Source organism: Vogesella oryzae (assembly GCF_902829295.1).
Lineage (GTDB): Bacteria > Pseudomonadota > Gammaproteobacteria > Burkholderiales > Chromobacteriaceae > Vogesella > Vogesella oryzae.
Map to the genome: position 1 here is coordinate 1 of NZ_CADEPL010000033.1, position 25,486 is coordinate 25,486.

At 64.5% G+C, this 25,486-nt stretch carries 25 protein-coding genes; 13 read left to right on the forward strand and 12 right to left on the reverse strand.

The genetic code is table 11. From position 1 onward, the window contains the following. A partial coding sequence (locus HU218_RS12820; RefSeq protein WP_174875334.1) for a DEAD/DEAH box helicase occupies positions 1-1,152 on the reverse strand: 1,152 nt, incomplete at its 3' end. 198 nt (positions 1,153-1,350) lie between these two features. On the opposite strand from HU218_RS12820, the gene HU218_RS12825 reads away from it, so the two are divergent. From HU218_RS12825 to HU218_RS12835, 3 genes are all read left to right on the forward strand, one after another. Then, entirely contained in the window at positions 1,351-2,277 is a 927-nt protein-coding gene (locus HU218_RS12825) for an alpha/beta hydrolase family protein (protein WP_174875335.1), read from the forward strand. Between the two features lie 79 nt (positions 2,278-2,356). Then, on the forward strand, positions 2,357-2,815 hold the full coding sequence (locus HU218_RS12830; RefSeq protein ID WP_174875336.1) for a YeeE/YedE family protein: 459 nt from the start codon (positions 2,357-2,359) through the stop codon (positions 2,813-2,815). A gap of 2 nt (positions 2,816-2,817) precedes the next feature. Further along, positions 2,818-3,240: a DUF6691 family protein gene (locus HU218_RS12835; RefSeq protein ID WP_174875337.1), complete on the forward strand. Its 423-nt coding sequence runs from the start codon at positions 2,818-2,820 to the stop codon at positions 3,238-3,240. On the opposite strand, the gene HU218_RS12840 is transcribed toward HU218_RS12835, so the two are convergent. Beyond that, positions 3,237-4,115, reverse strand: coding sequence for a LysR family transcriptional regulator (locus HU218_RS12840; RefSeq protein ID WP_217450820.1), 879 nt, complete (start codon positions 4,113-4,115; stop codon positions 3,237-3,239). The genes HU218_RS12835 and HU218_RS12840 overlap by 4 nt on opposite strands. Positions 4,116-4,216: 101 nt before the next feature. Here HU218_RS12840 and HU218_RS12845 point away from each other — a divergent pair, with 101 nt between their 5' ends. Both HU218_RS12845 and HU218_RS12850 read left to right on the forward strand, forming a co-directional pair. Beyond that, on the forward strand, positions 4,217-5,215 hold the full coding sequence (locus tag HU218_RS12845) for a YeiH family protein (RefSeq protein WP_174875338.1): 999 nt from the start codon (positions 4,217-4,219) through the stop codon (positions 5,213-5,215). A gap of 79 nt (positions 5,216-5,294) precedes the next feature. Next, complete coding sequence (locus HU218_RS12850; protein ID WP_174875339.1) at positions 5,295-5,924, forward strand: 2OG-Fe(II) oxygenase; 630 nt, start codon at positions 5,295-5,297, stop codon at positions 5,922-5,924. 10 nt (positions 5,925-5,934) lie between these two features. Here HU218_RS12850 and HU218_RS12855 read toward each other — a convergent pair whose 3' ends face one another. Next, positions 5,935-6,612 carry a TetR/AcrR family transcriptional regulator gene (locus HU218_RS12855; protein ID WP_174875340.1) on the reverse strand — a complete coding sequence of 226 codons (678 nt, stop codon included), beginning with the start codon at positions 6,610-6,612 and terminating at the stop codon, positions 5,935-5,937. A 304-nt stretch (positions 6,613-6,916) separates the two neighbouring features. Between HU218_RS12855 and HU218_RS12860 the strand changes: the two genes are divergently transcribed. Continuing rightward, on the forward strand, positions 6,917-8,002 hold the full coding sequence (locus HU218_RS12860; RefSeq protein WP_174875341.1) for a polyamine ABC transporter substrate-binding protein: 1,086 nt from the start codon (positions 6,917-6,919) through the stop codon (positions 8,000-8,002). A 51-nt stretch (positions 8,003-8,053) separates the two neighbouring features. On the opposite strand, the gene HU218_RS12865 is transcribed toward HU218_RS12860, so the two are convergent. The 5 genes from HU218_RS12865 to HU218_RS12885 all read right to left on the reverse strand — a co-directional run bounded on the left by HU218_RS12865 (position 8,054) and on the right by HU218_RS12885 (position 12,900). Then, the gene (locus tag HU218_RS12865) at positions 8,054-8,467 is read right to left on the reverse strand and encodes a GFA family protein (RefSeq protein ID WP_174875342.1); all 414 of its coding nucleotides are present in this window, start codon (positions 8,465-8,467) and stop codon (positions 8,054-8,056) included. Between the two features lie 238 nt (positions 8,468-8,705). After that, positions 8,706-8,909, reverse strand: a complete 204-nt coding sequence (locus HU218_RS12870; protein WP_174875343.1) for a cold-shock protein — start codon at positions 8,907-8,909, stop codon at positions 8,706-8,708. 285 nt (positions 8,910-9,194) lie between these two features. Continuing rightward, the gene (locus HU218_RS12875; RefSeq protein WP_174875344.1) at positions 9,195-10,199 is read right to left on the reverse strand and encodes an ABC transporter substrate-binding protein; all 1,005 of its coding nucleotides are present in this window, start codon (positions 10,197-10,199) and stop codon (positions 9,195-9,197) included. Further along, positions 10,171-12,051: a methyl-accepting chemotaxis protein gene (locus tag HU218_RS12880; RefSeq protein WP_217450821.1), complete on the reverse strand. Its 1,881-nt coding sequence runs from the start codon at positions 12,049-12,051 to the stop codon at positions 10,171-10,173. Before HU218_RS12880 ends, HU218_RS12875 begins: the two co-directional genes overlap by 29 nt. Positions 12,052-12,231: 180 nt before the next feature. Further along, complete coding sequence (locus HU218_RS12885; RefSeq protein ID WP_174875345.1) at positions 12,232-12,900, reverse strand: hypothetical protein; 669 nt, start codon at positions 12,898-12,900, stop codon at positions 12,232-12,234. Between the two features lie 150 nt (positions 12,901-13,050). Between HU218_RS12885 and HU218_RS12890 the strand changes: the two genes are divergently transcribed. Then, entirely contained in the window at positions 13,051-14,232 is a 1,182-nt protein-coding gene (locus HU218_RS12890) for a GGDEF domain-containing protein (RefSeq protein WP_174875346.1), read from the forward strand. A gap of 32 nt (positions 14,233-14,264) precedes the next feature. Here HU218_RS12890 and HU218_RS12895 read toward each other — a convergent pair whose 3' ends face one another. Further along, positions 14,265-14,735 carry a MarR family winged helix-turn-helix transcriptional regulator gene (locus tag HU218_RS12895; protein WP_174875347.1) on the reverse strand — a complete coding sequence of 157 codons (471 nt, stop codon included), beginning with the start codon at positions 14,733-14,735 and terminating at the stop codon, positions 14,265-14,267. 126 nt (positions 14,736-14,861) lie between these two features. Here HU218_RS12895 and HU218_RS12900 point away from each other — a divergent pair, with 126 nt between their 5' ends. The 3 genes from HU218_RS12900 (at position 14,862) to HU218_RS12910 (ending at position 16,954) form a co-directional block, all read left to right on the forward strand. Next, entirely contained in the window at positions 14,862-16,199 is a 1,338-nt protein-coding gene (locus HU218_RS12900; RefSeq protein WP_174875348.1) for a ferredoxin reductase family protein, read from the forward strand. Positions 16,200-16,257: 58 nt separating this feature from the next. After that, a complete protein-coding gene (locus HU218_RS12905; protein WP_174875349.1) occupies positions 16,258-16,557 on the forward strand; it encodes a DUF3861 domain-containing protein in 300 nt (99 codons plus the stop codon). A 124-nt stretch (positions 16,558-16,681) separates the two neighbouring features. Further along, positions 16,682-16,954, forward strand: coding sequence for a DUF4242 domain-containing protein (locus HU218_RS12910; protein ID WP_174875350.1), 273 nt, complete (start codon positions 16,682-16,684; stop codon positions 16,952-16,954). Between the two features lie 79 nt (positions 16,955-17,033). Here HU218_RS12910 and HU218_RS12915 read toward each other — a convergent pair whose 3' ends face one another. Next, entirely contained in the window at positions 17,034-18,185 is a 1,152-nt protein-coding gene (locus HU218_RS12915) for a GGDEF domain-containing protein (protein ID WP_217450822.1), read from the reverse strand. 347 nt (positions 18,186-18,532) lie between these two features. Between HU218_RS12915 and HU218_RS12920 the strand changes: the two genes are divergently transcribed. Beyond that, positions 18,533-19,099, forward strand: coding sequence for a hypothetical protein (locus tag HU218_RS12920; protein WP_174875352.1), 567 nt, complete (start codon positions 18,533-18,535; stop codon positions 19,097-19,099). Positions 19,100-19,179: 80 nt separating this feature from the next. Here the strand turns inward: HU218_RS12920 and HU218_RS12925 are convergent, their stop codons facing one another. Further along, on the reverse strand, positions 19,180-19,704 hold the full coding sequence (locus HU218_RS12925; RefSeq protein ID WP_174875353.1) for an NUDIX hydrolase: 525 nt from the start codon (positions 19,702-19,704) through the stop codon (positions 19,180-19,182). Positions 19,705-19,876: 172 nt separating this feature from the next. Beyond that, complete coding sequence (locus tag HU218_RS12930; RefSeq protein WP_246211086.1) at positions 19,877-20,656, reverse strand: DUF5602 domain-containing protein; 780 nt, start codon at positions 20,654-20,656, stop codon at positions 19,877-19,879. A 181-nt stretch (positions 20,657-20,837) separates the two neighbouring features. Here HU218_RS12930 and sbcD point away from each other — a divergent pair, with 181 nt between their 5' ends. Next, positions 20,838-22,058, forward strand: a complete 1,221-nt coding sequence (gene sbcD / locus HU218_RS12935; protein ID WP_174875354.1) for an exonuclease subunit SbcD — start codon at positions 20,838-20,840, stop codon at positions 22,056-22,058. Continuing rightward, complete coding sequence (locus tag HU218_RS12940) at positions 22,055-25,477, forward strand: AAA family ATPase (RefSeq protein WP_174875355.1); 3,423 nt, start codon at positions 22,055-22,057, stop codon at positions 25,475-25,477. Before sbcD ends, HU218_RS12940 begins: the two co-directional genes overlap by 4 nt. Positions 25,478-25,486: the final 9 nt, after the last annotated feature.

Here is a 25,486-nt window from a genome sequence, read left to right on the forward strand (position 1 = left end):
CGCCTGATCGAAAAGCGCCTCGGCCTGAAACTGCCGCGCGAAGTGCTGCCGGGTTTCGAGCCCACCGACCAGCCCGAGGCGCTTTTCGATCAGGCGGAAGTGGGCGCGGCTATCGGCGTCGATCAGGCTTACTGCCACGCCGCGCTGGCCGGCGCGACCGGTACGGCCGATGCGATGGGTGTAGTCCTGCGGCGAGCGCGGCAGCGCCATGTTCACCACCGCCGGCAGCGCCGGCACGTCGATGCCGCGCGCCGCCAGGTCGGTGGCCACCAGCACCTGCAGCGTGCCGTTCTTCAGGTTATCCAGCACCCGCTCGCGCCGCCCCTGTGCCAGCTCGCCGTGCAGCGCGGCGGCGCGGATGCCTTCGCGTTGCAGCCACTGCGCCAGTTCGGCGGCATCGTGCTTGCTGTTGACGAACAGCATCACCTGCGGCCAAGCCTCCTGTTGCAATAGCTGCAGCAGCAGCGCGTTGCGCTGGCGTGCGTCCACCTCGATGGCGCGCTGGACGATGTCCGGCACCTGCTCGGCGGCGATGTGCACCCGCTGCGGCTGTTGCAGCAGGCCGGCCGCCAGTTGCTGCACGTTGGCCGCAAAGGTGGCGGAGAACAGCAGCGTCTGCCGTTTGGCCGGCAGCAGTGCCAGGATGCGGTTCAGCTCGTCGGCAAAGCCCAGCGCCAGCAGGCGGTCGGCCTCGTCTAGCACCAGGCTGTCGATGCAGCCGCAGTCCAGCGCGTTGTTGTCGATCAGGTCCAGCAGCCGCCCCGGGGTGGCGATGACGAAATCGGCACCGCCGCGCAATGCCATGAGCTGCGGGTTGATCGACACCCCGCCATAGGCGGTGACGATCTTGCAGCGCGGCAGGTGCGCGGCCAACTGTTGCAGCGTGCTGCCGACCTGCTGCGCCAGCTCGCGGGTCGGCAGCAGCACCAGCGTGCAACGCTGGCGGCCGCCCTTGCGTGCCAGCCAGTGCTGCAGCAGCGGCAGGCAGTAGGCGGCGGTCTTGCCGGCGCCGGTGTGGGCGGTGGCCAGCAGGTCGTGGCCGGCCAGAATCAGCGGGATGGCGGCTTGCTGGATGGCGGTGGCGGCCGGGTAACCGGCTTCATCCAGCGCGTGCAGCAGCGCCGGGTCGAGGGCAAAAGAGGAAAAGGGCATCGGCATGCGTGGCGGCGCCACGCGACAAACAGGGAAAGGCGGCAGTCTACGGGGTTTCCACTGTGGTAACTAGCGCAGCAGGGCGGGCGATGGCCGGCGCGTTCCGGTTGACGCGACCGCTCCGGTTGGGGTTTATTCAATCGATTGTTTGAACGGCTGCGCAGACAGCCGGCGGCAACACCACAACGGGGAGGAAACATGAAGATTGCCCAGCAAGACATCCATGTGCCGGTCAGTGCGCACGAGCAGTTGTATCTGAAGCGGCTGTGGCAGCCGGTGCGGCAGGATGCGCCGGCGGTGCTGCTGCTGCACGGGGTGATGGCCAACGGCCGCACCTTTTATTCCGCCAGCGGCAAGGGGCTGGCGCCGTATCTGGCGGCGCATGGTTACGACGTGTTCGTGGCCGACTTGCGCGGGCGCGGCAACAGCACGCCGCGCATCGACCGCCATGCCCGCCACGGTCAGACCGAGATCATCACCGAGGACCTGCCGGCGCTGCATGCCGCCGTGCGCCATATCCGTGGCGACGCGCCGCTGCACTGGCTGGCGCATTCCTGGGGCGGGGTACACATGACTAGCTGCCTGCTGCGCCAGCCGCAGCTGATCCCGCAGGTGCAGAGCCTGGTGTACTTCGGCAGCAAGCGCAGCGTGCATGTGCGCAACTGGCGCAAGCGGCTGGAAGTGGACCTGATGTGGAATATCGTTGGCCGCCTGCTGTGCCGCACGCTGGGTTATCTGCCGGCGCGGCGCATCGGTCTGGGGGCGGACGATGAAACCGACAAGAGCCACCGCCAGAGCAAGCAGTGGGCGCAGGTGGCGCCGTGGGTGGATAGCGACGACGGCTTCGATTACGCCGCCGCCGCCCGCCAGCACCGGCTGCCGCCGGCGCTGTATTTCGCCGCGCAGAACGACCCTTGCCGCGGTCATCCGGAAGACGTGCGCCGCTTCCGCGATGAAAGCGGCAACCATCTGTCGCGGCTGCGCCTGCTGGCGCGGCACAAGGGCCATCGCCACGATTACGATCACCTCAGCCTGCTGACGCATCCGGACGCGCCATTCGATCACTTTCCGCTGGTGCTGCACTGGCTGGCCGGGCAGTACGACCGGGTGGTGGAAAACTACTGAGCCGCGCGGCATCAATATGTCTTGTGATAGTTAATTGCAATGTATAGTGGCTGCTCTGTTTGATGCATGGAATGCAGTCATGGTTGCTTACTTTCCCCACGGCTTCGAGCGCTACCTCAGCGGCGGCCTGCTGATCGGCTGCGGCGTCGCGCTGCTGTTCATCACCACCGGGCGTCTGGGCGGCGCCAGTACCTTTTTCAGCGCCATCTGGGGCTACCTGCTGCGCGCGCCGTTTTTCCAGCAGCCGCTGCTGCGTGACAGCCGCGGCTGGCGCGTGCGGTACGCGCTGGGCATGGTGCTGGGTGGCGGTTTGATGCTGCTGCTGGGGCTGGCGCAGCCGCATACCGCCTTGCCGGCGTGGAAGTTGCTGCTGGGCGGCCTGCTGGTGGGCTTTGGCGCCCGCCTCGGCGGCGGCTGCACCTCCGGCCACGGCATCTGCGGCATGGCCTCGCTGTCATGGGGCTCGCTGCTGATCGTGCTGACCTTTCTGGCCACCGCCATCGTCACGGCGCAGCTGTTCACTTTCTGGGGGCTGTAACCATGGCGCATCAGTCATTGCTACGCGCGGCCGCCACCTTGCTGGCCGGCTTGCTGTTCGGTATCGGGCTGACTTATGCCGGCATGACGCGGCCGGAGACGGTGCTGGATTTCCTCAACTTCCGCGATCTGGGGCTGCTGCTGGTGCTGGGCGCTGCGGTCAGCGTCAACCTGCTGGTGTTCCAGCTGTGGCCACGGCTGCGGCCAACCCCGCTGCTGGGCGGCAGCTACCAGCAGCGCCCGTTCCGGGTAGACCGCCGCAGCCTGGCCGGCGGCGTGCTGTTCGGCCTCGGCTGGGGCATCTGCGGCGTGTGCCCGGGGCCGGCGCTGGCTGGCAGTGGCGCCGGAGACATGAGCCTGCTGCTGGCGCTGGCCGGCATTGTGCTGGGCGCCGGCCTGCATGGCTGGTGGGCCGGGCGCCGCTAGCCGGCGGCAGCATCCAGTTGCAGGAACGCCTGCATGCTGCGGCTGGCTGGTTTGTCGCGGTGGCGCACGCACCATAGCGTACGCGCCAGCGGTGGCAGGCCGGCGGCCAGCTCCACCAGGCTGCCATCGGCCAGCAGCTCCGCCACCACCCGCCGCGACAGGCAACTGATGCCCAGCCCGGCGGCCACCGCGCGCTTGATCGCCTCCGAATCCCCCAGCTCCATTTCCAGCCGCAGGCTGCCCAGCTCCGGCAGCAAGACGCGCTCCACCTCCTCGCGGGTGCCGGAGCCGGCCTCGCGCAGCAGCCATGGCGCCGCGGCTAACTTTTCCCTAGTCAGTGTCCCTTGCGCCAGCGGGTGCTGCGCGGCGGCGATCAGCACCAGCTCGTCCTGCTGCCACGGCGTCGCAAGCAGCTCCGGGTGATGACAGGGGCCTTCGATCAGGCCGAAATCCACCCGCAGCGCCGCCACCGCCGCCACGATGTCGCGGGTGTTGGCTACCTGCAGGAGCACCTTGCATTGCGGCCAGTCGCGGCGCAGGGCGGCCAACCTTTGCGGCAACAGGTAGTTGGCGATGGTGGTACTGGCGCCCAGCCGCAGCGACAGCGCTGCGTTGCCGAACAGATCCTGCAGCGCGGCGGCGTCGTCCAGCAGCGCCCGCGCCCGCGGCAGCAGCGCGCGGCCGTTTTCGTTCAGCTGCAGGCGGCGGCCGACGCGGTCGAACAGCGTGGCGCCCAGCGCGGATTCCAGCTGCGCCAGCGCCTGGCTGGCGGCGGATTGCGACAGCGCCAGCGCGTCGGCGGCGCGGGTGACCGATTCGGCATCGGCGATGGCGGCAAACACTTCCAGTTCGCGTAGGCTCAGTTTCAGGGTCATTGATCGGTTTTGCTAATTTTAATTATCGATATTATCTGTTTTACCACTAAAAGGCGGCGCCGTAAGCTGGCGGCACTGTTAAACCCTTTGGTGCTATCGATATGCAAAAAACTGCATATTTACCCGGTCTGCTGGCTGCGCTGCTGCTGGCGCTGGCCGCCGGACAACTGGCCAGCCTGCCATGGTTGGCCGCGCATGGCGGCTCGGCGCTGACGCTGGCCATGCTGGGCGGCATCGTGCTGGCCAATCTGCGGCCGCTGCCAGCCCGCTGGCAGCCGGGGCTGCGGCTGTGCAAGCAGCAACTGCTGCGCGCCGGCATCGTGCTGTTCGGCCTGCAGCTGACGCTGGGCCAGCTGCTGCAACTGGGCGGGCGGGTATTGCTGATCGACGTGCTGGTGCTGGCATCTACCTTTGGCATGGCGCTGTGGCTGGGACGCAAGCTGGGGCTGGATCGCGACAGTTGCGTGCTGATCGGCGCCGGCAGCGCCATCTGCGGCGCGGCGGCGGTGCTGGCCACCCAGCCGGTGATCCGCGCCAGCGGCGAGCGTGCCAGCGTGGCGGTGGCCGGGGTGGTGCTGTTCGGCAGCATCGCCATGCTGCTGTATCCGTGGCTGTATGGCGTGCTGGCGCCGCTGGGGCTGAATGAAGGCGCCTATGGCGTGCTGACCGGTTCCACTATGCACGAGGTGGCACAGGTGGTGGCCGCCGGCCGCGCGGTGGGCGAGGGCGCCGCGGCCAACGCGGTGCTGACCAAGATGCTGCGGGTGATGCTGCTGGCGCCGTTCCTGCTGCTGTTGGCCGCGGCATGGCAACGCCGCACCGCACAGCCGGGCGCGCGGGCGCCGATCACCATCCCGTGGTTTGCCTTCGGCTTTATCGCCGCGATCGCCGTCAACAGCAGCGGCGTGCTGGTCGCCGGGCTGCGTGACAGCCTGCTGATGCTGGATCGCCTGTTGCTGGCCACCGCCATGGCCGCGCTGGGGCTGGATACCCGGCTGGCCGCCATCCGCGCGGCCGGCTGGCAACCGCTGCTGCTGGCGGCACTGCTGTTCGGCTGGCTGCTGCTGGGTGGCGGTGCCATCAACTGGCTGCTGCAATAGCCGGATTGACCTGGCGCATTGGCGCCACCGCGCGGGCATGGTAGAAAGCCGCCTGACGAAATTTTGCCGAATGCCCGCGATGTCCGATCTGCAATTCGATATTGATGCCGTACTCGACCGTCTGGCCAGCGATGGCTGGGTGGTGATTCCCCACGCCTTGCCGGCGGCACTGACGGCCAACCTGCGCGAAGCCTGCCTGCAGGTGTGGCTGCAGGGACGTTTTCACGAAGCCGCCACCGGCCGCGGCGATGGTCAGGCGCGCCGTGCCGAGATTCGCAGCGATTCGGTATTGTGGCTGGATCAGGTGGCCGAATTGCCGGCGGTGCAGGCCTATAACGCGGCGATGGACGAGGTGATGCAGGCGGTGAACCGTGGCCTGTACCTGGGACTGGCCGAGCTGGAATCGCACTTTGCGGTGTATCCGGAAGGCGCGTTCTACAAGAAGCACCTCGACCGCTTCCGCGACGACGACGCGCGCACGCTGACCACGGTGTTCTACCTGAATGAAGGTTGGCCGCAGGATGGCGGCGGCGAAATCCGCCTGTATCTGGATGCCGACTGCACGCAGCACATCGATGTCACTCCGGAGGCCGGCACGCTGGTGCTGTTCCTGTCCGACCGTTTCTGGCACGAAGTGCTGCCGGCCAGACAGCAGCGGCTGTCGGTCACCGGCTGGTATCGCCGCCGTGGCGGCAGCGTGCCGTGGTAAGCCTGCGAAATTAGCGCGCCGCGGCTAGCGGCGGCAGTCCCGCCGGCCAGACTTGCGCCGGGTCCGGCTCGGCCACCGCCCGTTGCAGCAGCCATTGCAGCCACTGGCGGTGCAGCTGCCAGATGGTTTTTCCCTCCGTACCGCCTTCCTTGGCGTACTGCATGCCGGTATCGCTCATCCGGTAGTAATACTGTGCCAGCGCCGCGAGTTCGGCCGGCGGCCAACGGCAACCATAGTGCCGCAGCCGTTCGCTCCAGTAGGCAATCTGCCGTGCCTCGTGCTGTGTTTCCAGCTCCTTCAGCGCCGGCACCAGATCCATTCCCTGCCACAGTGGTCCGTAGCCGCCGAACTGTTCGTCCAGTCTCTCCAGCGCCGCATCCAGCGCATCCAGCAAGGCTGGCAGCGCCAGATCCTGCTGCGTCAGTTCTTGCTTGACCGCATTCACCGCCTCCAGCCAGCCGCTGGCCAGCTGGCAGATGATGGCCTCCTTGTTGGGAAACAGGTGGTACAGCGACTTGATGCCCACCCCGGCGCGCGCGGCAATGGCGTTGGTGTTCAGTGCCGGATAGCCCTGCTCGGCCAGCAGGGCCAGCGTGGCCAGCTCGATCTTGCGCTTGGCTTCCTGGCTGCGTTGCTGGCGCGGAGTACGGCGCATGGCGAGGTCGGTGGACAGGGCGGTCTGGTTCATGGCGAGGGCAGGCAGGTGTGACGGTTAACTGTAGGGCCTGGCGTGTGGCAAGGCAACGACAGTACAGGGTTAATTGCAGTAAATACTGAAATTATAGCGCTGGCCTGTGCTATGGTTCTCAAAAAATGCAGTAAATACTGCAAATAAAAGAGCGCTGCGGGATCCAGGCCCTGCACTGCGCCGCCAATGTGTGGACAACGCCAGGTTCACCGGGCGCGAAATCCGGCGTCCGCTTCCGATCGCCCCCCATGACGGCCGTTACCGGCTGTTGCGATAACACTAGAAGCAAGCAAGGAGAGGATAGATGAGAAACATCCTGATGGCGGCGCTGCTGGGCGCCCTGATGTCACCGCTGGCGCAGGCCAGCGGCAAGCTGAACGTGTACAACTGGTCGGACTACATTGCGCCGGAGACCATTCCGCAGTTCCAGAAAACCACCGGTATCAAGGTGCGCTACGACGTGTACGACAGCAACGAGACGCTGAAGGGCAAGCTGCTCACCGGCAGATCCGGCTACGACATCGTGGTGCCCAGTCACAACACCCTGGGTACCGGCGTGCAGGCTGGCATCTTCCAGCCGCTGGACCGCAGCAAGCTGCCGAACTGGAAAAACATCGATCCGGCGCTGCTGAAGCTGATGGCGCGTTTCGACCCCGGCAACCGCTACGGCGTACCGTACTTCTGGGGCATCAATACGCTGGGCATCAACGTCGACAAGGTGAAGAAGGCACTGGGCGGCAAGCTGCCGGAAGACCCGTGGGATCTGGTCTTCAAGCCGGAAGTGGTCGCCAAGCTCAAGGATTGTGGTGTCAGCGTCTACGATGCGCCAAGCGAGTATTTCCCGGCGGCGCTGCATTACTTCGGCAAGGACCCGAACAGCGAAAATCTGGCCGACTACCAGGCCATCATGCCGGGGCTGAAGCAACTGCGCAGCAGCTACACCCTGTTCTCGTCGTCCAGCTATATCAACGAACTGGCCGGTGGCAGTCTGTGCGTGGCGATGGGCTTCTCCGGTGATCTGAACATGGCGAAACAGCGCGCCCAGGATGCCAAGAACGGGGTGAACATCGAGGTGCTGCTGCCCAAGCACGGGCTGGATGTGTGGGTGGACGTGATGGCGATTCCGAAGGATGCGGCCAACGTCGCCGAGGCGCATGCCTTCATCAACGCCATGCTGGATCCGAAAACCGCCGCCAACAACGCCAAGGCGGTGAGCTCCCCGCCGGGGGTGCTGGCCGCCCGCCAGTATATGCGGCCGGAACTGGTGGCCAACCACACCATCTTCCCCAGCGCGGAAGACCTGCAGGACAGCTTTGTCAGCGTTACCCGCAAGCCGGCCACGGTACAGGGCTTTACCCGCCTGTGGCAGCGCTTCCGCACCGGCCGTTAAGGTCTGCAAGGTTGGCCGCATGGCGGCCAACCTTACTTTGCACACCGCTGCTTAGCTGTTCGCGGCACCCGGTTTTTTCGGCAGCGCCGGATTCATGACCTCCCAGGCGGCGGCGCTGGCGACATGGAAATCCAGCTGCGGCACATAGCGTGAAGTGTCGTCGAGGGTGCCGGCCTTGATGCCCAGCATGCCTGGCAGGCTGCCAAAGCTGGCAAACAGTTGCGAACCACACTGCGGGCAGAAACCCCGTTGATGGCTATTGCCGCTGTCTGCCGCAGATTCGAAAAACCGCGCCTCGCCGCTAATCAGCACGCTGCTGGCCGGGAAAATCATCGCGGGGGTAAAGGCGCTGCCCGAGGCCCGCTGGCAGTCCCGGCAGTGGCAATTGCCGCTAAACAATGGTTCGACGTCGACTGTGTAGCGGATGGCGCCGCACAGGCACTGTCCGGTGTATTTGGCTTTCATGTTCCAGCTCCTGCTGACTGGGGTGGGCGATGGGGCAAGCGCAGCGAGAAGCGGCGTGCCGCGGCAATGTTATCGTCATGTATGTTGCCTAGGCCAGGCATACACCGCTAGCGGGCGTGCAATATCAGCAGGGGGACAAGGGGAGTCGCCGGGCAGTTAACTGCCGGGGCAGGGAAATCCGCTGCAAATAACAAAAGCCCCGCAGTGCGGGGCTTTTCAGGGCGAGAGCCAGTACAGCTTACAGCGGCTGGATGCCGGATGCTGCCGGGCCTTTTTGCCCCATGGCGCGGGTAAAGCTTACCTTCTGGCCTTCATGCAGCGACTTGAAGCCATCTGCCTTGATTTCGGAGAAGTGCGCAAACAGATCATCACCGCCGTTGTCGGGAGTGATGAAGCCAAAACCTTTTGCATCATTGAAGAATTTAACGGTACCGGTTTCCATGGTGTATTCCTTGTTTGGGTAAAGGCATAAGTGCCAAAAAAGCACGACAATCAAGGAAATAGATAAGGAAACAAAGAAGACCAGCTTGGTGGGCAACAAGGTATCGATAGATATGGCGCTTGAACATCCTGCGGGCTTCGTTATACGGGGGTATTGCCGTGGCGTCAATAGAATATTGATTTTTCTGGGGTTTTTTATTTCGGCTTATCTTGGCGGCCGCGCGCTGCCTGGTGTCGAAGGGCATCGGGCGGCAAGCCCGGTTGTCCAGCCCGCTGCGGCCAACCTTCAGTTTTCGTCCCGCAACCACAGGCTGGAAAAATCCATCCAGCCATTCAGCCCCAGTTTCAGTCCCGCCACGGCGGGGCTGGCCAGCACGCCTTGCAGTTCGTACGAAAGCGGCAGCAGCCAGCCTTCCGCCACCAGCCAGTCGGCGATCTGCTGATAGGCCGCCATGCGCGCCTCGCGCTGCGGTTGCCGCTGGATCGCCAGCAGGGCTGCATCCATGCGCGCGCTGTTTTCCCCCGTCAGTGCCTGTTGCAGTACCGGATTGCTGCCGAACCACTCGTGGCAGCTGTAGTCGCGGTCGTCGTGCAGCACTTCGCTGGCCAGCACCAGATCGGTGTCCGGCCACCAGCTGCGATGGTTCTCGTAGCGCGGATAGCTCAGGGTATGGATCTCCAGCGTGATGCCGTGTGCGGCCAACCTGGCGGCCAGCGCCCGTGCCAGCGGCTGGAACGCCGGCAGCTCGTAGGTCACCAGGCGTAGCCGGCTGCCGGCTGGCAACGGGCTGCTGCCGGCGGCCACCGGCGGTTGCTGCCAGTCCGGCAGCAAGCCGTAAGCCGGCCGGCGCAGCGGATCGTCCGCGGTAATCACCGAGGGGTGCGACAGCAGGCGCAGCAGCCAGCGGCGGGTATCGGCGCTGGCCAGCTGCGGTCGCTGCGGGTTGGGCAACAGATAGGTGCAGGCCGATTGCAGCGTCCGGGCGCTATCGCCGCCTTCCAGCCGCACGTCGAACCCTTGCTGCGCGCTTGGCGTGTCGATCACCCACAGGTCGATCTCGTCCAGTAGCGGCCGCTCGCGGTAATAGTGCGGGTTGGCCTGCAGCGTCAGCCGCTGCGGGCTGTGGCGCAGCACGCGGAACGGGCCGCTGCCTACCGGCTGTTGCGCAAAGTTGGCCGCACGCCGCGGCGGCACGATGCTGGCATTGGCGGAGATCAGCCGCTGTGGCCACAGCCAGTCGCTGCTTGCGGACGGCAGCGTCTTATAGGCGGAAGCGGCCCACCATGGCATGCAGATGCTGTGATAGCTGGTGCAACTCGTTTACCGTTGCCGTTGCGTTCTGTACCGCCTGATCGGTATCGATAGCCATCTGGTTGGTCTGTTCGGCGACGCGCGCCATCTCCTCGGTGGCAATCGACTGCTCGCGGGTGCCATCGGCGATGTCACGTATGGTCAGCACCACGCGCGCAACCTCGTCCTCGATGCCGGCAATTTCCTGCGCCACTTGCTGCGAGGCCAGTACGCCCTGCTGCACCGACTGGCGGGTGCCGGCCATATTGCCCAGCGCCGCCTCCACGTCGTCATGGGTGGCGCTGATCAGCGCGCCGATTTCCACCGTGGCTTTGCCGGTACGCTCTGCCAGCTTGCGCACTTCGTCTGCCACCACCGCAAAACCGCGACCGGTTTCGCCGGCGCGTGCCGCCTCGATAGCGGCGTTCAGCGCCAGCAGGTTGGTCTGGTCGGCAATGTCGCGGATCACGTTGATGATCTGGTCCATCTGCGCCGAGCGTTGTCCCAGCCCGCCCAGGGTATCGGCCAGGCGGCCAACCTCGCCGGCAATATGCTCGATGCCGCCGGCCAGCTGGCCTACCGATTGCGCCGACTGGCGCGAGGTCTGCCCGGTCTGCACTACCACCTGCTCTGCCGAGGTAGCATTGCTGGCGATGTGGTTGATGCTGACAGTGATCTGTTCGATGGTGGCAGCGGTGGCGCTGGAGGCATCGGCCTGCTGTTGCGAGTCGGCTGCCAGCTGGCGGGTGATGCCGTTGAGCTGGTCGATGCCACTGTTCAGCGACACCGTGTGGTCGCGCACCTCCAGGAACATCTGCCGCAGCGTACCGATGAAACGGTTGAACGCCTGTGCGGTCTGGCCGATTTCGTCATTCTTGCCCACTTCCAGTTGATGGGTCAGGTCGCCGTGGCCGCTGGCTGCATCCAGCAGGGCATCACGCAAGCGTACCAGGCTGGCCAACAGGCGGCCGATGGTGAAGCCGGCCAGTGCGATGCCAGCCACGGCCACCAGTAAGCCGGCAATCACCAGTGTTAGCAGCAGATGCTGCAGCGGTGCCAGTAGGACGTCCTTTTTCACGACCGTCCCCAGTACCCAGTCGGTACCGGCCACCGCCGCCATCACTGCGTAGTAGTTGTCGCCACTGATTTCGACTTCGTGCAGGGAAGGCTTGTCACTGGTGCTGGTCACCAGGTTGGCATCGAAGCCGGGCATGACTTCCGCCACGCTTTTCAGCGTGGAGTCAGCTGCCGGATGGCTGACAATCTTGCCGTCACGCGTTACCAGGAAGGCATAGCCGTCACCGCGCAACTTGATGGCCTTTACCACGGCGGTCAGGCCGTCCAGGGCGATATCGCCGCCCACAACGCCCAGCTGCTGGCCATCCTTCATGAAGGGGCTAGCCACGGTAATGCCCAGTTTTTGCGAACTAGTAAACACATAGGGCGCGGTAATGGCGACGCCATGGGTGTTGCTGGCCAGTTGATACCACGGGCGGGCCGTGGGGTCGTAGCCTGCCGCCGGCTGTTTGTCGGCCAGGTGGTAGCGCATGGTCTTGTCGGCGTAGCCGGCAAACAGCTGATCAAAGTTGCCGGCGTCCTTGCCCTGCTGCAACACCGGGTAGGGATCGGCAGCGGCAGTCAGATGGTTGGCCGCCGACTGGATGGCATCACGGCGCTGGCCAACCCAGCGCTCCAGTGCCGCGCTGTTGCCGGTGATGGCGGCATCCAGCTCGTGCTCCACGCCGATGATGATTTCGCTGCGCATGCGCTGGTAGGCCAGTGCGGACAGCACCGCGATGGCGATGGCCAGCAGAATGGCGACAAAAAACAGAAGTCGCTGTTTTAACGACATGATTTTCCTCACGGTAAAAAAATACCCCGGCAGCAGTCTCCGGGGATGGTGGGCGCTTGTGTTGAGATGTAAGCGACGCCATGCCTATTTGTTTTGTATTGAATGGCGTCGCGGATAATAACAAATACCAACAAATGACTCCAGATTGATCTGGCGCAAATGCGGTGAGCGATGTAGGTGTTAAGTGGTCGGCATTGCGGGCGAGAAGCCCATGTCGCGGGCGTGTTCCAGATCGAGACTGGCAGCCTGCAGGGTGGCACTTTCGGCCAGTGCCGGCTGGCGGCGCTGTAATAGTTGCAATACCAGCAGCAGGCAGCCATGCGCCTGCTGCGCATCATGCAGCTCATCTGCCGTCAGATGATTGCGACGCTGGCCGCCATGACGGCGGCGTTCGCGCTGGTCGCGCGGCGGCTGGGCTATTGTTGGCTGGGTGTCCGCTTGGCGACTGTACAGCCGGTATGGCAGTGGCCACTCGTCCACCGCCGGCATGGTGCGGCCGGTCAGTTCGCCCACTACCTGCTTCAGTTCGCTGGCCAGGCTGGCGACTTCTTCCAGCAATACATGGCCAGCCGTGCCGCCAAGCATGGTTTTTTCACGCAGCACAAGACATCGGCGCAGGATAAAGCCCAGCTTGCCGTCAGCCAGCGCACGCGCCGCTTGCTCGCCACCATCGCCGGCATGCTGACGCAAGTCATCCAGCCAGCGCGCCCAGGCCAGGTACTCCTTGGCCAGTGCTTGCGGATTGTCGGCCTGGACGCTGCTGGCGGCCGGTTCACTGCGGGCATGCGGCAGCGCAGATGGCAAGCGGCTACTAAAGCCTTCGAGCAGTTTGCGTCTTACAGGCAGCATGGCAACCTCCTGTTAGGGGTATAGCTACTTTATCGGCACAAGTGGCGCCGGGCTTAGCATCATCTGCCGGTAAAGTTGGCCGCAAGATCCTGCGCCGCGCTCTACACTGGAAACTGTCTGCAGTACTGCGACCATTGCGGCAGGGAGCTCATGTCAAATCACACGCCTACCGCCGTCCAGCCGGAAAAGCCGGCCAATAGCACCGGAGCGCTTGGCTTGCCGGCGGCCGGGGTATTGCCGGCCAGTTTTCTCGACGACAAATTCCGCGACCGCAGCCGCTATTCGCAACGCATGTGGCAGCTGTCCGCGCTGATGGCTTCCGGCATGTGGGTGTGGGATTACGTTATCGATGCTGCCGGCGCACAACACACCCTGCTACTGCGACTGGTGATGGGTTTGCTGGCCATGGGCGTGGCCTGGAGCATTGCCCATCCGCGGATGTCGCTACGGCATGCCAGCCTGGTGATCTTTGCCACGGCCTTCATGCTCGACGTGATCTTCTTCGACATTCTCAAACAGCTACATGACGGGTTTTTCTACGGCATCGGCGGCTATATGTACTTCCAGATGGCCGGCTTCCTGGTGCTGCAGGGGCTGTCTTTTCCGCTGATCATGGCCGCCCACATCCTGTTTTCGCTCGGCCCGCACCTGCAGGCGCTGCTGAATCCGCAACTGGAATTCCCCCATCTGCTGTATGCGGTGCAGATCTGGCCGGCAACCGGGCTGGCCATCGCCGCGCAATACGCGCTGTACCGCGAGTACATCCACAGCTATCAATTGCTGCGGCAGTTGTCCGAACTGGCATCACATGATTCTCTGACCGGCGCCATGACCCGTCGTGCGTTCCGTGACGGCGCCACGACACTGATTGACGATACCCGCCAGCAGCGGCAGGGGGTGGCGATACTGATGATGGATGCGGACTTCTTCAAACGGATTAACGATGAGTACGGCCATACCACTGGCGATGCCGTGCTGCGCCAGATTGCGGCCATCATGCAAGACGCTTTGCGGCGCAACGACCTGTTCTGCCGCTGGGGTGGCGAGGAGTTCGTGGCCTTGCTGCAGTCGATGGATGAAAGCGACGCGCTGGAAGTGGCCGAGCGTATCCGGCTGCGGGTGCAGCAAACCGAGGTGCAGCTGCCGGAGGGCGGCAGCTTCCGTATCACGGTGAGTATCGGCGTCGCCACGGCGCCCGATGCCAATGCCGAACTGGAGCAGCTGATCATCGCAGCGGATACGGCGCTGTATCGCGCCAAATTCAATGGTCGCAACCGCGTCTGTCTGGCCGAAGCCGGCAGCAATCACGCCGCTGCATCGGCCAGCCATTAGCCTGCGGCCAACGTTGGCCGCCGCCTGGCGGCTTATGGCGCCAGGCGGGCCAGCAATTGGGTCAGCTGGCCGATCTCTTCCTCGCTCAGGCGGCCGCGCAACCAGTCGCCGGTATTGGCCACCGTTTCGCTCATGGCGGCCTCGATCAGCGTTTTGCCGGTAGCGGTTAGCGTCACCGGTTTCACCCGCAGGTCCTGAGTCTGTTGCTGCCGGCTGACCAGGGCGCGCGCTTCCAGTTGCTGCATCACCTTGGTCAGGCCGCCGGAGGTAATCACCACCGCCGCCTGGATCGCCGACGGCGTCAGACTGTGCGGGGCAGGGGCGTTGCGCAGTGTGGCCAGCACGTCGAACTCGGTGGCGCTCAGATCGAATTTCGCCAGCATTGGGCGCATGGTCTGCAGCGACTCCGCCTGCGCCCACTGCAGGCGCAGGAACAGCGTTACCGTCTGCGGGTCCAGCGCGCGGTCCCAGTGGTGGTTTTCCATGCGGTCGGTCGGTGGCATCGTGGGTTTCCGGCAGGAATTGTTAAGCACTGCGGCAAGATGTTAACGGATGTGTAGTTATCTTGCTAGAAAGATAACTGGTCGTTAGGCTGACACCATCAGCAATAAGTTTCGCAAGGTGTCGGAATGCGCAAGATCACATGGTTTTTCTGGGGAGTGCTAGCCCTGGTTTCACTGCTCTGGCTGGGCAGCAACCCGGCAGTGCTGGCCGGGCAACCCAATTTCATTGCCTGGCGCAATGTACTGATCCAGTACAGCGGGGTACTGGGCATGACGGTGATGAGCATCGCCATGCTGCTGGCCATGCGGCCAACCTCGCTGGAAGGGCGACTTGGCGGACTGGACAAGATGTACCGCCTGCACAAGTGGCTGGGCACTGCCGGTTTGTCGCTGTCGCTTAGCCATTGGGTGCTGACGCAAAGCCCGAAATGGCTGTCGGCACTGGGACTGATAGCCGGCGGTCGGCCACGTCGCGGGTCACCGCCGCAACTGGGCGATGGCGTGCAGCAATTGTTCATGCAGCTGCGCCACACGGCGGAAAGCATGGGCGAGTGGGCGTTCTATGTGGCGGCGGCGCTGATGCTTGTGGCGCTGGTCAAGCTGGTGCCATACCGTCGCTTTCGCCAGCTGCACCGCCTGTTGCCGCTTGCTTATCTGGTGCTGGTGTTCCACTCGGTGGTGCTGCTGCAGTTTGGCAACTGGGCCACGCCCATCGGCGGCGTGCTGGCACTGCTGATGGTTGGCGGCAGCGTATCCGCCGTGCTGTCGCTGATGCGCCGCCATCGCGGACAACCGCGTGTCGCTGCGCAGATCAGCGCGCTGGATTACCAGCCGGAACTCAAGGTGTTGGCGGTCGATTTGCAGCTGGATCAGGCGTGGGCTGGTCATCAGGCCGGGCAGTTTGCCTTTGTCACCTTTAATGCCCGCGAAGGCGCGCATCCGTTCACGCTGGCCTCGGCCTGGCAGGGCGATGGTCATGCTCGCCTGCTGATCAAGGCGCTGGGCGACTACACCGCCACCTTGCCGCACACACTGCACGTCGGTGACCGTGTCCAGCTGGAAGGACCCTACGGCCGCTTTACCTTTCAGGACGGCAAGCGCCGCCAGATCTGGATCAGCGGTGGCATCGGCGTCACGCCGTTTGTGGCGCGCATGCAGGCGCTGGCCGCCGAACCGGGCAAGAAGCCGGTCGATTTCTTTCACGCCAGCAGCAATCTGGACATCGAAACCATGAACCAGCTGGCCGCCGATGCGCGCGCTGCCGGCGTCGAGCTGCACCTGCTGCGCCAGCCGCACGATGGGCGGCTGGATGCCGAGCGGCTGGCAAGCGCCGTGCCGCAGTGGCGCGATGCAGATATCTGGTTCTGCGGGCCGGCCGCTTTCGGTCGGCAGCTGCGCGACAAGTTGCTGGCGCTGGGCTTGCCGGCCTCGCGCTTCCATCAGGAACTGTTCCAGATGCGTTAACACGTTTGCCAGCCGTTATGCGGCTGGCTGTTATTTACCCACCGATACGGAATGACTGATGAAACAACACCGCTACCGCATCACCGTAGAACATCTCGCCACCGCCAGCGGCGAGCCATCCCCGCATCCGGCGCCGCTACAATTCGATGCCGGCAACCATGACGACCTGTTGCAGATCGCCGCGCGACTGCGCCAGCGCAGTGACCTGGCCGGCATCAATACCGACGCCCTGGCCATCGGCCTGAAACTGTTTGGCGAGGTAATGCTGGAGCACAAGGAACACCCGCTGTTTGCCGAGCTGAGGCCGCACTTTGGCGCTTTCATGAAACAGCTGAAGAAAGGGCCGCAAGCCGACTGAGCCTGCGGCCAACGTTGGCCGCAACAACCATGGCAATCTTTCCGCCGTTGCCGCTGCAGGCGGCTATGCTGAGACAGACGCTGCGGGCGCAGCGCCAGAGGTATTGATTCAGCAGGAGATTGTCATGCCTAAGTACGTGATTGAACGGGAGATACCCGGCGCCGGCAAACTGAGCGCTGCCGACCTGCAGGGTATCTCGGCCAAGTCCTGTGGCGTGTTGCAGGAAATGGGGCCAAGCGTGCAGTGGGTGGAAAGCTATGTCACCGATGACAAGGTTTATTGCGTCTACATTGCGGCCAACGAGGAACTGGTGCGCGAGCATGCCCACCGGGGCGGTTTTCCGGTGAACAAAGTGTCGCAAGTCCGCGCCACCATCGATCCCACCACCGCCGAGTAAGCCGTGGGTGGCCTGCCACTCGCCAAGACAATGGCCCTGCACTAGCAGGGCCATCTGTTTGTTATGCCTGCCGCTGCGGTCAGCTGCCGGTTTGGCCAACTTGCGCGATGGCGGCTGTGCCTTCGGCCAACGACCAGGCCAGTTCGACGCGGTTGCGGCCGTTCTCCTTGGCCCGGTACATGGCGCTGTCGGCACGGTGCAGGGTGTGCGCCGGCGCCTCGTTGTCGTGACGGCAGGCAACACCGACACTGGCAGTCAGCACGATACGGTGCCCGTCGTAGAGCAGCGGGCGGCTTTCCACGGCAGCGCGCAGGCGGCGGGCTACCGTCTCGGCAGCCTGCTGCCGGGTCGCCGGCAGGAAGATCGCGAATTCCTCGCCGCCGAGACGGCCAATCACATCACCCTCGCGGATGCAGTCTTGCGCCACCGCTACAACATGACGCAGGGCTTCGTCGCCAACGCGATGTCCCCAGCTATCGTTGATGCGCTTAAAGTGGTCCAGGTCGAGCAGCAGGACGGATAGCGCTGCGCCGGCCCGGTCGGCCTGATGTCCGCCCTTGTCCAGTAGCGCCAGAAAAGCGCGGTGATTGTGCACGCCGGTGAGCGGGTCGCGGTCGGCCATGTCGCGCAATGCCTGCGTCACCCGTTCGTTGGCCAGCATCACGATGCAGAAAGCCAGCAACACCACCCCGACAATGGATTCCACCGCCACGACAGGCGACACCGCGATGGACCTGCTGCCATCGAACAGGCCGTGATTGCCAAGCTGGAACAGCCACGGCCGAAACAGCAGAAACAGGCCATGGCTGGCGCAAATGGCGGCATACAACAGGCGCGCCGGGTAGTGCTGGAGCCCGCCGCGAGCGATGGTACGGGCAGCAAGCAGGAACATTGCCCCCAGCATCAGGCTTGTCAGCGTATAGCGCATGACCTCGTCCGGCTGTACGCGGGTGAAATAGGCGGCCAGTGCCAGCAAGAGCACCAGTGCCGGCGCGGACTGGCGCCATGACAGTGGCGGTGCGCCGGTGTAGGCACGGGTGGCTTGCAGATTGAGGTAGACCATCATGAAGGCGGACAGCTGCGCCAGCATGACCAGCAGCAGTTCTGGCGCAATAGCGCGCAGCAGCAGATTCAGGCTGAACAGCAGGCCACTGCAGTAGGAAAGCGTCCAGCTGCCCAGGCCGGCAATGCGCGGATTGAAACGCCAGGCCGCCAGCAGCATGAGTGTCATGACAAGCATCAGAATGGCGGCGATGGCAACAAGAGTGGGGCTGTGCACGGTGAAAATCCGGACGGGTGCAAGGGTTATTCGTGTTGCCGTGCAGCATAGCACCGGCGCGGACGTTTGCCGCATTTTATCCGCCGCCGTGCCGTGAATTTTCGGCCGCAAGTCCGGTTGACGCGACCGGGACGTTGCCTACACTTAAGGCGCACCCGCTGCGGTTTTCCTGCCTCCGCTATCAGCTCACGGCTGCCAGCTTGCGAAGGCCGGTGCCGCGCACTGTTCCTTAGACAATCCAGGTGTTACAGCATCATGCCGGCAGCCGGGTATACACCCGTAATCGCGAAGGAGTGATCATGTCGACACCGGCGTTGTTACACCGCTGGTTGGCCGTCGTGCTGGGCCTGGCCGCCATTGCTTATCTGCCAGCCGCTTCCGCATCCCCGCCGGGTGACCGGCAAATGATCCGCAGTGCCATGAGTGCCGCCCCGCATAAGGTGTCGGCCGGCGCCACGGTGGTCGCCATGACTGCCGACGGCAAGATGCGTACCCTGCGGCAGGGTCATAACGGCTTTACCTGCATGCCGGACAATCCGGCCACCCCCGGCCCAGACCCGATGTGCATGGATCAGGCCGCCATGGAGTGGGCAATGGCGTGGGTAGGTCACACCACCCCGGCCAGCGGCAAGATCGGTTTCATGTACATGCTGGCGGGCGGCACCGATGCCAGCAATACCGACCCCTATGCCAGCAAGCCGGACATGCAGAACCACTGGATCAAAACCGGCCCGCACGTGATGATCGTCGGTGCCGAGCAGGCATTCTATGACCAGTATCCCAAGGCCGCCGACCCGGACACCAAGGTGCCGTACGTGATGTGGGCGGGTACCCCATACCAGCACCTGATGATTCCGGTGCGTTAGCTCAGCCCAGCGATGAGTGACGCACAAAACAAAAGGCGCACGCCAACTGGCTTGCGCCTTTTTTCTTTCCCTGATGGCGACTACAGCTCGCCGTTGTCCAGCGCGCTGGCGATCAGCTTGAGCAGGGCGGTTTCGCGCACGATAGACAGTCCCATGCCGGCATCGCAACGCTGGATGACAGCCTCGTTGTGGGCAATGGCGGCATCCACATCCAGCCAGCGCACTTCCATGCGGTTGCGGATCTCGTAATCCTCCATTTGCGGCGCGGCCAGGGTGTCGGCAATGCGGCAGACATAGCAATAGGACAGCATGTGCAGCACGTCGTAGTCGCCGCGCGGCGGGCGGAATTCGTCGATCAGCCCGAAAGGCCGCAGGATGTCGACATCGCGCGCGCCGGTTTCCTCGGCCAGCTCGCGCGCCAGCGCCAGCGTGTGGTCCTCGTCGGCTTCTACGCCGCCGCCAGGCAGGCTGAAGTCGTCATAGCGGCCGGTGTACAGCAATAGCAGCTCGCGCCCGCGCGCCACGATGCCACGTACCGCCAGCCGCTGCTGCACCCGGTCGCTGGCGGCCGGATGCAGGTGATAAATGGTTTGCAGATGCTTCATGTCCGCCTCTCGAAACAAGGCGCTGTTTGTGCCGCAGCAGACGGCAAACGTCAAGCCCCGTTGCGCCGCAAGCTGCGTAACGGGGCGATGGTGACAGGGGGCAAGATGAAGATGGTGAACAGTTCCGGCCGGCCGTGGCAGGCATGCGGCCAACCTTTGGCCGGCAGGAGGCTTAGCGAAGTCCGGCAAGCATCACCTCGTATCGCATGTTGGCCGCATCGTATTTCACGCTGTAGCTGTCCGGGTAGCTGCCAGCCTTGCTGTAGCTGGCCGGGCGGGCCACCGGTGCGCTAAACGGCTGTTTCGATTGCAGAAAGGCCAGGGTGACCATCGGCTCGATGAAAGTCTGCTGGCGGTTGTGGTAGCCGTAGATAAAGGTGGCGGTAAACGGCTGTTTGTTGAACTCCGGGGCGGTGGTGTCAATCGCATGCACCCCCATCTGCGGCACGGCGGTACCCGGTGGCACCACGTAGCCGGCAGGCAGCAGTTCCGCCGGTGGCTGTTGCGACGGGTCGCCGGATTCGCCTTCGTTCTGGAAGCTCACTTTCATCTGCTCGGCCACGCTGATCAGATAGAAATGGAAGTCAAAGTGCGGCGTGTCGTACACCCCGGGTGGCGGGTGGCCATGGGACTCCCAGTCGATGCCGACGTGATCGACCACGGTCTGCGGGCCGGTGGTCGGCATCGGCAACACGACGGATGGCGCCATGCCGCCGCCTGCCGGCAGCCCTGCCAGCGAGTCTTCGCTAAATACGATGCCGATAGCCGCGAGCTTGCCATCGGCACCGGTGCGTACCACGGTGTGGGCCTGGCCCTGGCCGAAGCGCACCGCGGCACCTTCGTAGCTGGCGGACATGTCCTGCGCGGCCGCCAGCGCGGGGCAGCTGCCAAGCACAATGGCCGTGACCACTGCCAGCGGCCAGCGACTACCTGCTGCTTGCATAGTTTTCATGCTCCTTGCCTCTTGTTGGTCTGTGGAAAGATCGATGGATGGCACCAGCACTGGTGTGCTTGCATCTTAGTGAACCATGGGGGCATTGCCAGTCGCGATGCATCGCCGGCTGCGGTCACGCTTATGCCGCCGGCACAGTTCCGTTGCTACAATCCGGCGGTCGTCTATCTATGGTCTTTCCATGCGCATTCTTCACACCTCTGACTGGCACCTCGGCCAGCATTTCATGGGCAAGACCCGCCAGGCAGAGCACCAGGCCTTTCTCGACTGGCTGCTGCAGCAGGTGCAGCAGCACGCGGTGGACGTGGTGCTGGTCGCCGGCGACATTTTCGACACCGGAGCACCGCCCAGTTACGCCCGCGAGCTGTACAACCGGCTGGTGGTCGACCTGCACCATGCCGGCACCGCGCTGCTGGTGCTGGGCGGCAATCACGATTCGGTAGCCACGCTGGCCGAAAGCCGGCCGCTGCTGTCCTGCCTCGGTGCCAGCGTGGTGCCGGCGGTCGCGGACGACGCGGCGCAGCAGGTGCTGGTGCTGCCGCAGCGCGATGGCACGCCCGGCGCCATCGTCTGTGCCATTCCGTTTATCCGGCCGCGCGACGTGCTGCAAAGCCAGGCCGGCCAGAGTGCGGAAGAAAAACAGCTGTCGTTGCAGGAGGCAATCCGCGCGCACTACCAGGCGGTGTACCAGCTGGCTTGCGCCAAGCGCGAGGCACTGCGCATGCCGCTGCCTATCATCGCCACCGGCCACCTCACTACCGTCGGCGCCAGTGCCAGCGAGTCGGTGCGCGAAATCTACGTCGGCGCGCTGGAAGCCTTCCCCACCAGCGCCTTTCCACCGGCCGACTACATCGCGCTGGGCCACATTCACCGCCCGCAGCAGGTGGGCGGGCTGGAACACATTCGTTACAGCGGCTCGCCGATTCCGCTGAGCTTCGACGAAGCCGGCCAGCAAAAGCAGGTGCTGCTGGTGGATGTCGACGCCATCGGCTTGCTGGGGGTGACGGCGCTGCCGGTGCCGCGTTTCCAGCCGCTGCAATCGGTAAAAGGAGACCTGACAACGTTGGCCGCCGCGATTACTGCGGCGGCCGCATCCGGCACGCCGGCGCAACCGGTGTGGCTGGAGGTGCTGGTACAAGGCGATGACTACCTGTCCGACCTGCAGGCGCGCATCAACAGCCTGACTGCCGAACTGCCGGTGGAAGTACTGCGCATCCGCCGCGAGCGCGGCACGGCGACGGCCAGCCTGCAGGCGGAGGCGCGCGAGACGCTGGACGAGCTGACACCGTTCGAGGTATTCGACAAGCGGCTGCAGCAGGAAGCGCTGGACGACACGTTGGCCGCACAGTTGCAGGCGCGCTATCGCGCCGTGGTGGCCAGCCTGCTGGAGGACGAAGCATGAAAATCCTGAGCTTGCGGCTGAAAAACCTCAATTCGCTGCAGGGCGAGTGGTTCATCGACTTCAGCCGCCCACCGTTCCGTGACAACGGGCTGTTCGCCATCACCGGCCCCACCGGTGCCGGCAAATCCACGCTGCTGGACGCCATCTGCCTGGCGCTGTACCACGAAACCCCGCGCCTGAAGAGCATCTCCGCATCCGGTAACGAGATCATGAGTCGCCACAGCGCCGACTGCCTGGCCGAGGTGGCGTTCGAGGTGAAAGGGCAGCAATACCGTGCCTTCTGGAGCCAGCGCCGAGCACGCGACAAGGCCGACGGCCAACTGCAGGCGCCGCGGGTCGAGCTGGCCGATGGCGACGGCAATATTCTCAGCAGCCAGATCAACGACAAGCTCAAGCGTATCGAAGCGATTACCGGCCTGAATTTCGCCCGCTTCACCAAATCGATGCTGCTGGCGCAAGGCGGCTTTGCGGCGTTCCTGAATGCCAGCGCCAACGAGCGTGCCGAGCTGCTGGAAGAGCTGACCGGCAGCGACATCTACGGCCAGATTTCGCGGCGGGTGTTCGAGCAGGCGCGTGACGCACGCCAGGCACTGGAGCAGCTGCAGGCCCGGGCGGAAGGGGTGGAGCTGCTGCCGGCAGAGCAGCGGCAGAGCATGCAGCAGCAACTGGCGGCTTTCGACAGCCAGCTGGCCGCCCAGCAGACCGAATTGCAGCAGCTACGGCATCAGCGGCAGTGGCGGCACGAATTACAGCAGGCCGAGCATGCCGAGCAGACTTCACTGGCGGAGGAGCAGGCGGCACAACAGGCCATCGAGCTGGCGCAGCCAACCCTGCAGCGGCTGCAACACAGCGCACCGGCCGAAGCGCTGCAACCGCTGTATCAGGCATGGCGGGATGCTGCGGCGCGGCAGCAACATACCGTGGCGACCATCGACAAGCTGCAGGCCGAACAGGCCGAACTGCAGCAGCAGTCGCAGCTGGCGTACTGGCAGGCCAATCACATTGCCAGTGAACTGGCTGCCAGCGCCCGTCAGCAGTGCGGGCAGTTGCAGCAGATGCTGCAAAACGGGCAAGCATGGCTGACGCAGCACGCGCATTTTGCCGCGCTGGGAGAGCAACTCAGCGGCTGGCAGAGCGAGCACCGGCAGCAGCTGCAGGCGCAGCAGCAACAACGGCAGCAGCATGCGCGTTTGCAAGTATTGCAGGCAGCGTTGGCCGCCAGCGAACAACGGCTGCTCGCGCAGCAGACGGCGCTGCAGCAGGCCAGCACGCGTCACCAGCAAAGCCAGCTGGGCAGCAGCGAGGCCGAGGCCAGGCTGGCGAGCTTGCTGCAGCAGCAGACGCTGGCCCAGCTACGCGAGCAGTGGCAGCACAGCCAGCAGCAGCTGCAGGCATGGCGGCAGCTGGCACAACTGGCGGAGCAGCGACGGCTGCATGCCGATCAGCATGCGCAGCAGCAAAGCGCGCTGGACGAAACCCGCCGCCAGCTGGCGGCACAGCAGTTGCTGCGCGACGGCTTGCGGCAGGATTACCGCGCCGTAAAAGAGCAGCTGGAGGATAAACGCAAGTTGCTGCAGCTGGAGCAGCGCATCCAGAGTCTGGAGGCGCACCGCGCCGCTTTGCAGCCGGGTGAAGCCTGCCCGTTGTGCGGTTCGCTGGAGCATCCGGGTATCGCGGCCTATCAGGCCCTGACGCTGTCCGATACCGCCCGCGCTTTGCAACAGAAAGAAGCTGCGCTGCAGCAGCTGGAAGAGCAGGGCCGTGCCATCAACGGTGAGCTGGCAAGACTGGAAGAGCGCCAGCTGCAATTGCAGACCGCGCTGCAGACGTTGGCCGCGAGCCAGCAGCAGGCGCAGACCGGCTGGCAGGCGCTGGTGGCGCAGCTGGGCGTTAACGCCGAAATCTGGCAGCAAGCGGAACAGTTGCAACACGCAGTGCAGGCCGCGGCAGAACAGGATGCCGGGCTGAACACTACGCTGCAGCAGGCGGAGCAGGCGCAGCAATGGCTGTTGGCCGCCCGGCAGCAGGAGGCGCAGCAGCTGGCGCAACTGCAGGAAGTGGTCAAGCAGCAGCAGCTGTTGCAACAGGAAAAAACCCATACGCAACAGGATGTCGCCGCGCTGCAGCAGCAGCTGACGGCAGTCGAGGAAACCCTGCAACAGCAGGCGGCAATGTTGGCCGCCAGCATCGGTGGCGCCGGCTTCGTCGTGGACTGCGACATGGCTGGCTGGCTGGCTGCCCGCCAGCAAGACTGGCACGACTGGCAGCTGCGACAGCAACAACAGCAACAGCTGGGCGGCGAACTGCTACAGCAGCAGGCGCGCAGCGAACAGGCCGACAACGTGGCGCAGACATGGCAGCAGCGCTGGGACGGTTTGGCGGTCGCGCCGCCGGCGACTGTCGTGGCGATTGGGTGCGATGCCGCCGCACTTGCCGCCTGCGCAGCGCAAATCGACAGCCTGATCCGCCAGCTGGCGGGGCTGGAAGGCCAGCAACGCCAGCTGGGTGCCGAATTGCAGGCACAGCAGCAGCAACAGGCTGCAGCGGAGCAGGCATGGTTGGCCGCGCTGGCACAGAGCCCGTTTGCCGACGAGGCGGCCTTCCTGCAGGCGTTACTGCCTGCGGCGGAGCGGCAGCAACTGCAGGCATTGCAGCAACAGCTGACGCAGGCGTTGCAGCGCTGTCAGGCCATCTGCCAGACCGCCACAGCGGTACGGCAGCAGTTGCAGCAGCAGGCGCTCAGCCCGCTGCCGCTGGCGGAACTGGATGCCGCGTTGGCGACAATGGATGCCCAGCGGCAGGCGCTATCCGGTCAGCAGGGCGCCTTGCAGGCGCTGTTGCTGGATGACACCCAGCGCCGTGACAAGCAGCAGGCGCTGTGGCAGCAGATCGAGCAGCAGGGGGCCGATGCCGATATCTGGCAGCGGCTCAATAGCCTGATCGGCTCGAAAGAGGGCGATCGCTACCGCAAGTTTGCCCAAGGCCTGACGCTGGATCATCTGGTGCATCTGGCTAACCGCCGGCTGGCGCGGTTGCACGGCCGCTACCAGCTGCAACGCAAGAGCGGCGGCGAGCTGGAGCTGGAGATCGTCGACAGCTGGCAGGGTGACGTGACGCGCGACACCCGCTCCTTGTCCGGCGGCGAGAGTTTTCTGGTGAGCCTGGCACTGGCGCTGGCGCTGTCCGATCTGGTGAGCCACAAGACTTCCATCGATTCGCTGTTTCTCGACGAAGGCTTTGGCACGCTGGATGGCGACACGCTGGAAGTGGCGCTGGATGCGCTGGATGCCATCAACTCCAGCGGCAAATCCATCGGCGTGATCAGCCACGTGGCCGGCATGCAGGAGCGTATTGCGGTACAGATCGTGGTGAAAAAAGGCAGCGGGCTGGGACAGTCCACGCTGCAAGTGGTGGGTTAAGCCCTGCGG

Bases quoted from the DNA above. Each gene is read 5' to 3' on its own strand.
- HU218_RS12825 (WP_174875335.1), top strand. From the start codon at position 1,351: ATGAAGATTGCCCAGCAAGACATCCATGTGCCGGTCAGTGCGCACGAG.
- HU218_RS12830 (WP_174875336.1), top strand. From the start codon at position 2,357: ATGGTTGCTTACTTTCCCCACGGCTTCGAGCGCTACCTCAGCGGCGGC.
- HU218_RS12835 (WP_174875337.1), top strand. From the start codon at position 2,818: ATGGCGCATCAGTCATTGCTACGCGCGGCCGCCACCTTGCTGGCCGGC.
- HU218_RS12840 (WP_217450820.1), bottom strand. From the start codon at position 4,115: ATGACCCTGAAACTGAGCCTACGCGAACTGGAAGTGTTTGCCGCCATC.
- HU218_RS12845 (WP_174875338.1), top strand. From the start codon at position 4,217: ATGCAAAAAACTGCATATTTACCCGGTCTGCTGGCTGCGCTGCTGCTG.
- HU218_RS12850 (WP_174875339.1), top strand. From the start codon at position 5,295: ATGTCCGATCTGCAATTCGATATTGATGCCGTACTCGACCGTCTGGCC.
- HU218_RS12855 (WP_174875340.1), bottom strand. From the start codon at position 6,612: ATGAACCAGACCGCCCTGTCCACCGACCTCGCCATGCGCCGTACTCCG.
- HU218_RS12860 (WP_174875341.1), top strand. From the start codon at position 6,917: ATGAGAAACATCCTGATGGCGGCGCTGCTGGGCGCCCTGATGTCACCG.
- HU218_RS12865 (WP_174875342.1), bottom strand. From the start codon at position 8,467: ATGAAAGCCAAATACACCGGACAGTGCCTGTGCGGCGCCATCCGCTAC.
- HU218_RS12870 (WP_174875343.1), bottom strand. From the start codon at position 8,909: ATGGAAACCGGTACCGTTAAATTCTTCAATGATGCAAAAGGTTTTGGC.
- HU218_RS12875 (WP_174875344.1), bottom strand. From the start codon at position 10,199: ATGCCATGGTGGGCCGCTTCCGCCTATAAGACGCTGCCGTCCGCAAGC.
- HU218_RS12880 (WP_217450821.1), bottom strand. From the start codon at position 12,051: ATGTCGTTAAAACAGCGACTTCTGTTTTTTGTCGCCATTCTGCTGGCC.
- HU218_RS12885 (WP_174875345.1), bottom strand. From the start codon at position 12,900: ATGCTGCCTGTAAGACGCAAACTGCTCGAAGGCTTTAGTAGCCGCTTG.
- HU218_RS12890 (WP_174875346.1), top strand. From the start codon at position 13,051: ATGTCAAATCACACGCCTACCGCCGTCCAGCCGGAAAAGCCGGCCAAT.
- HU218_RS12895 (WP_174875347.1), bottom strand. From the start codon at position 14,735: ATGCCACCGACCGACCGCATGGAAAACCACCACTGGGACCGCGCGCTG.
- HU218_RS12900 (WP_174875348.1), top strand. From the start codon at position 14,862: ATGCGCAAGATCACATGGTTTTTCTGGGGAGTGCTAGCCCTGGTTTCA.
- HU218_RS12905 (WP_174875349.1), top strand. From the start codon at position 16,258: ATGAAACAACACCGCTACCGCATCACCGTAGAACATCTCGCCACCGCC.
- HU218_RS12910 (WP_174875350.1), top strand. From the start codon at position 16,682: ATGCCTAAGTACGTGATTGAACGGGAGATACCCGGCGCCGGCAAACTG.
- HU218_RS12915 (WP_217450822.1), bottom strand. From the start codon at position 18,185: ATGACACTCATGCTGCTGGCGGCCTGGCGTTTCAATCCGCGCATTGCC.
- HU218_RS12920 (WP_174875352.1), top strand. From the start codon at position 18,533: ATGTCGACACCGGCGTTGTTACACCGCTGGTTGGCCGTCGTGCTGGGC.
- HU218_RS12925 (WP_174875353.1), bottom strand. From the start codon at position 19,704: ATGAAGCATCTGCAAACCATTTATCACCTGCATCCGGCCGCCAGCGAC.
- HU218_RS12930 (WP_246211086.1), bottom strand. From the start codon at position 20,656: ATGAAAACTATGCAAGCAGCAGGTAGTCGCTGGCCGCTGGCAGTGGTC.
- sbcD (WP_174875354.1), top strand. From the start codon at position 20,838: ATGCGCATTCTTCACACCTCTGACTGGCACCTCGGCCAGCATTTCATG.
- HU218_RS12940 (WP_174875355.1), top strand. From the start codon at position 22,055: ATGAAAATCCTGAGCTTGCGGCTGAAAAACCTCAATTCGCTGCAGGGC.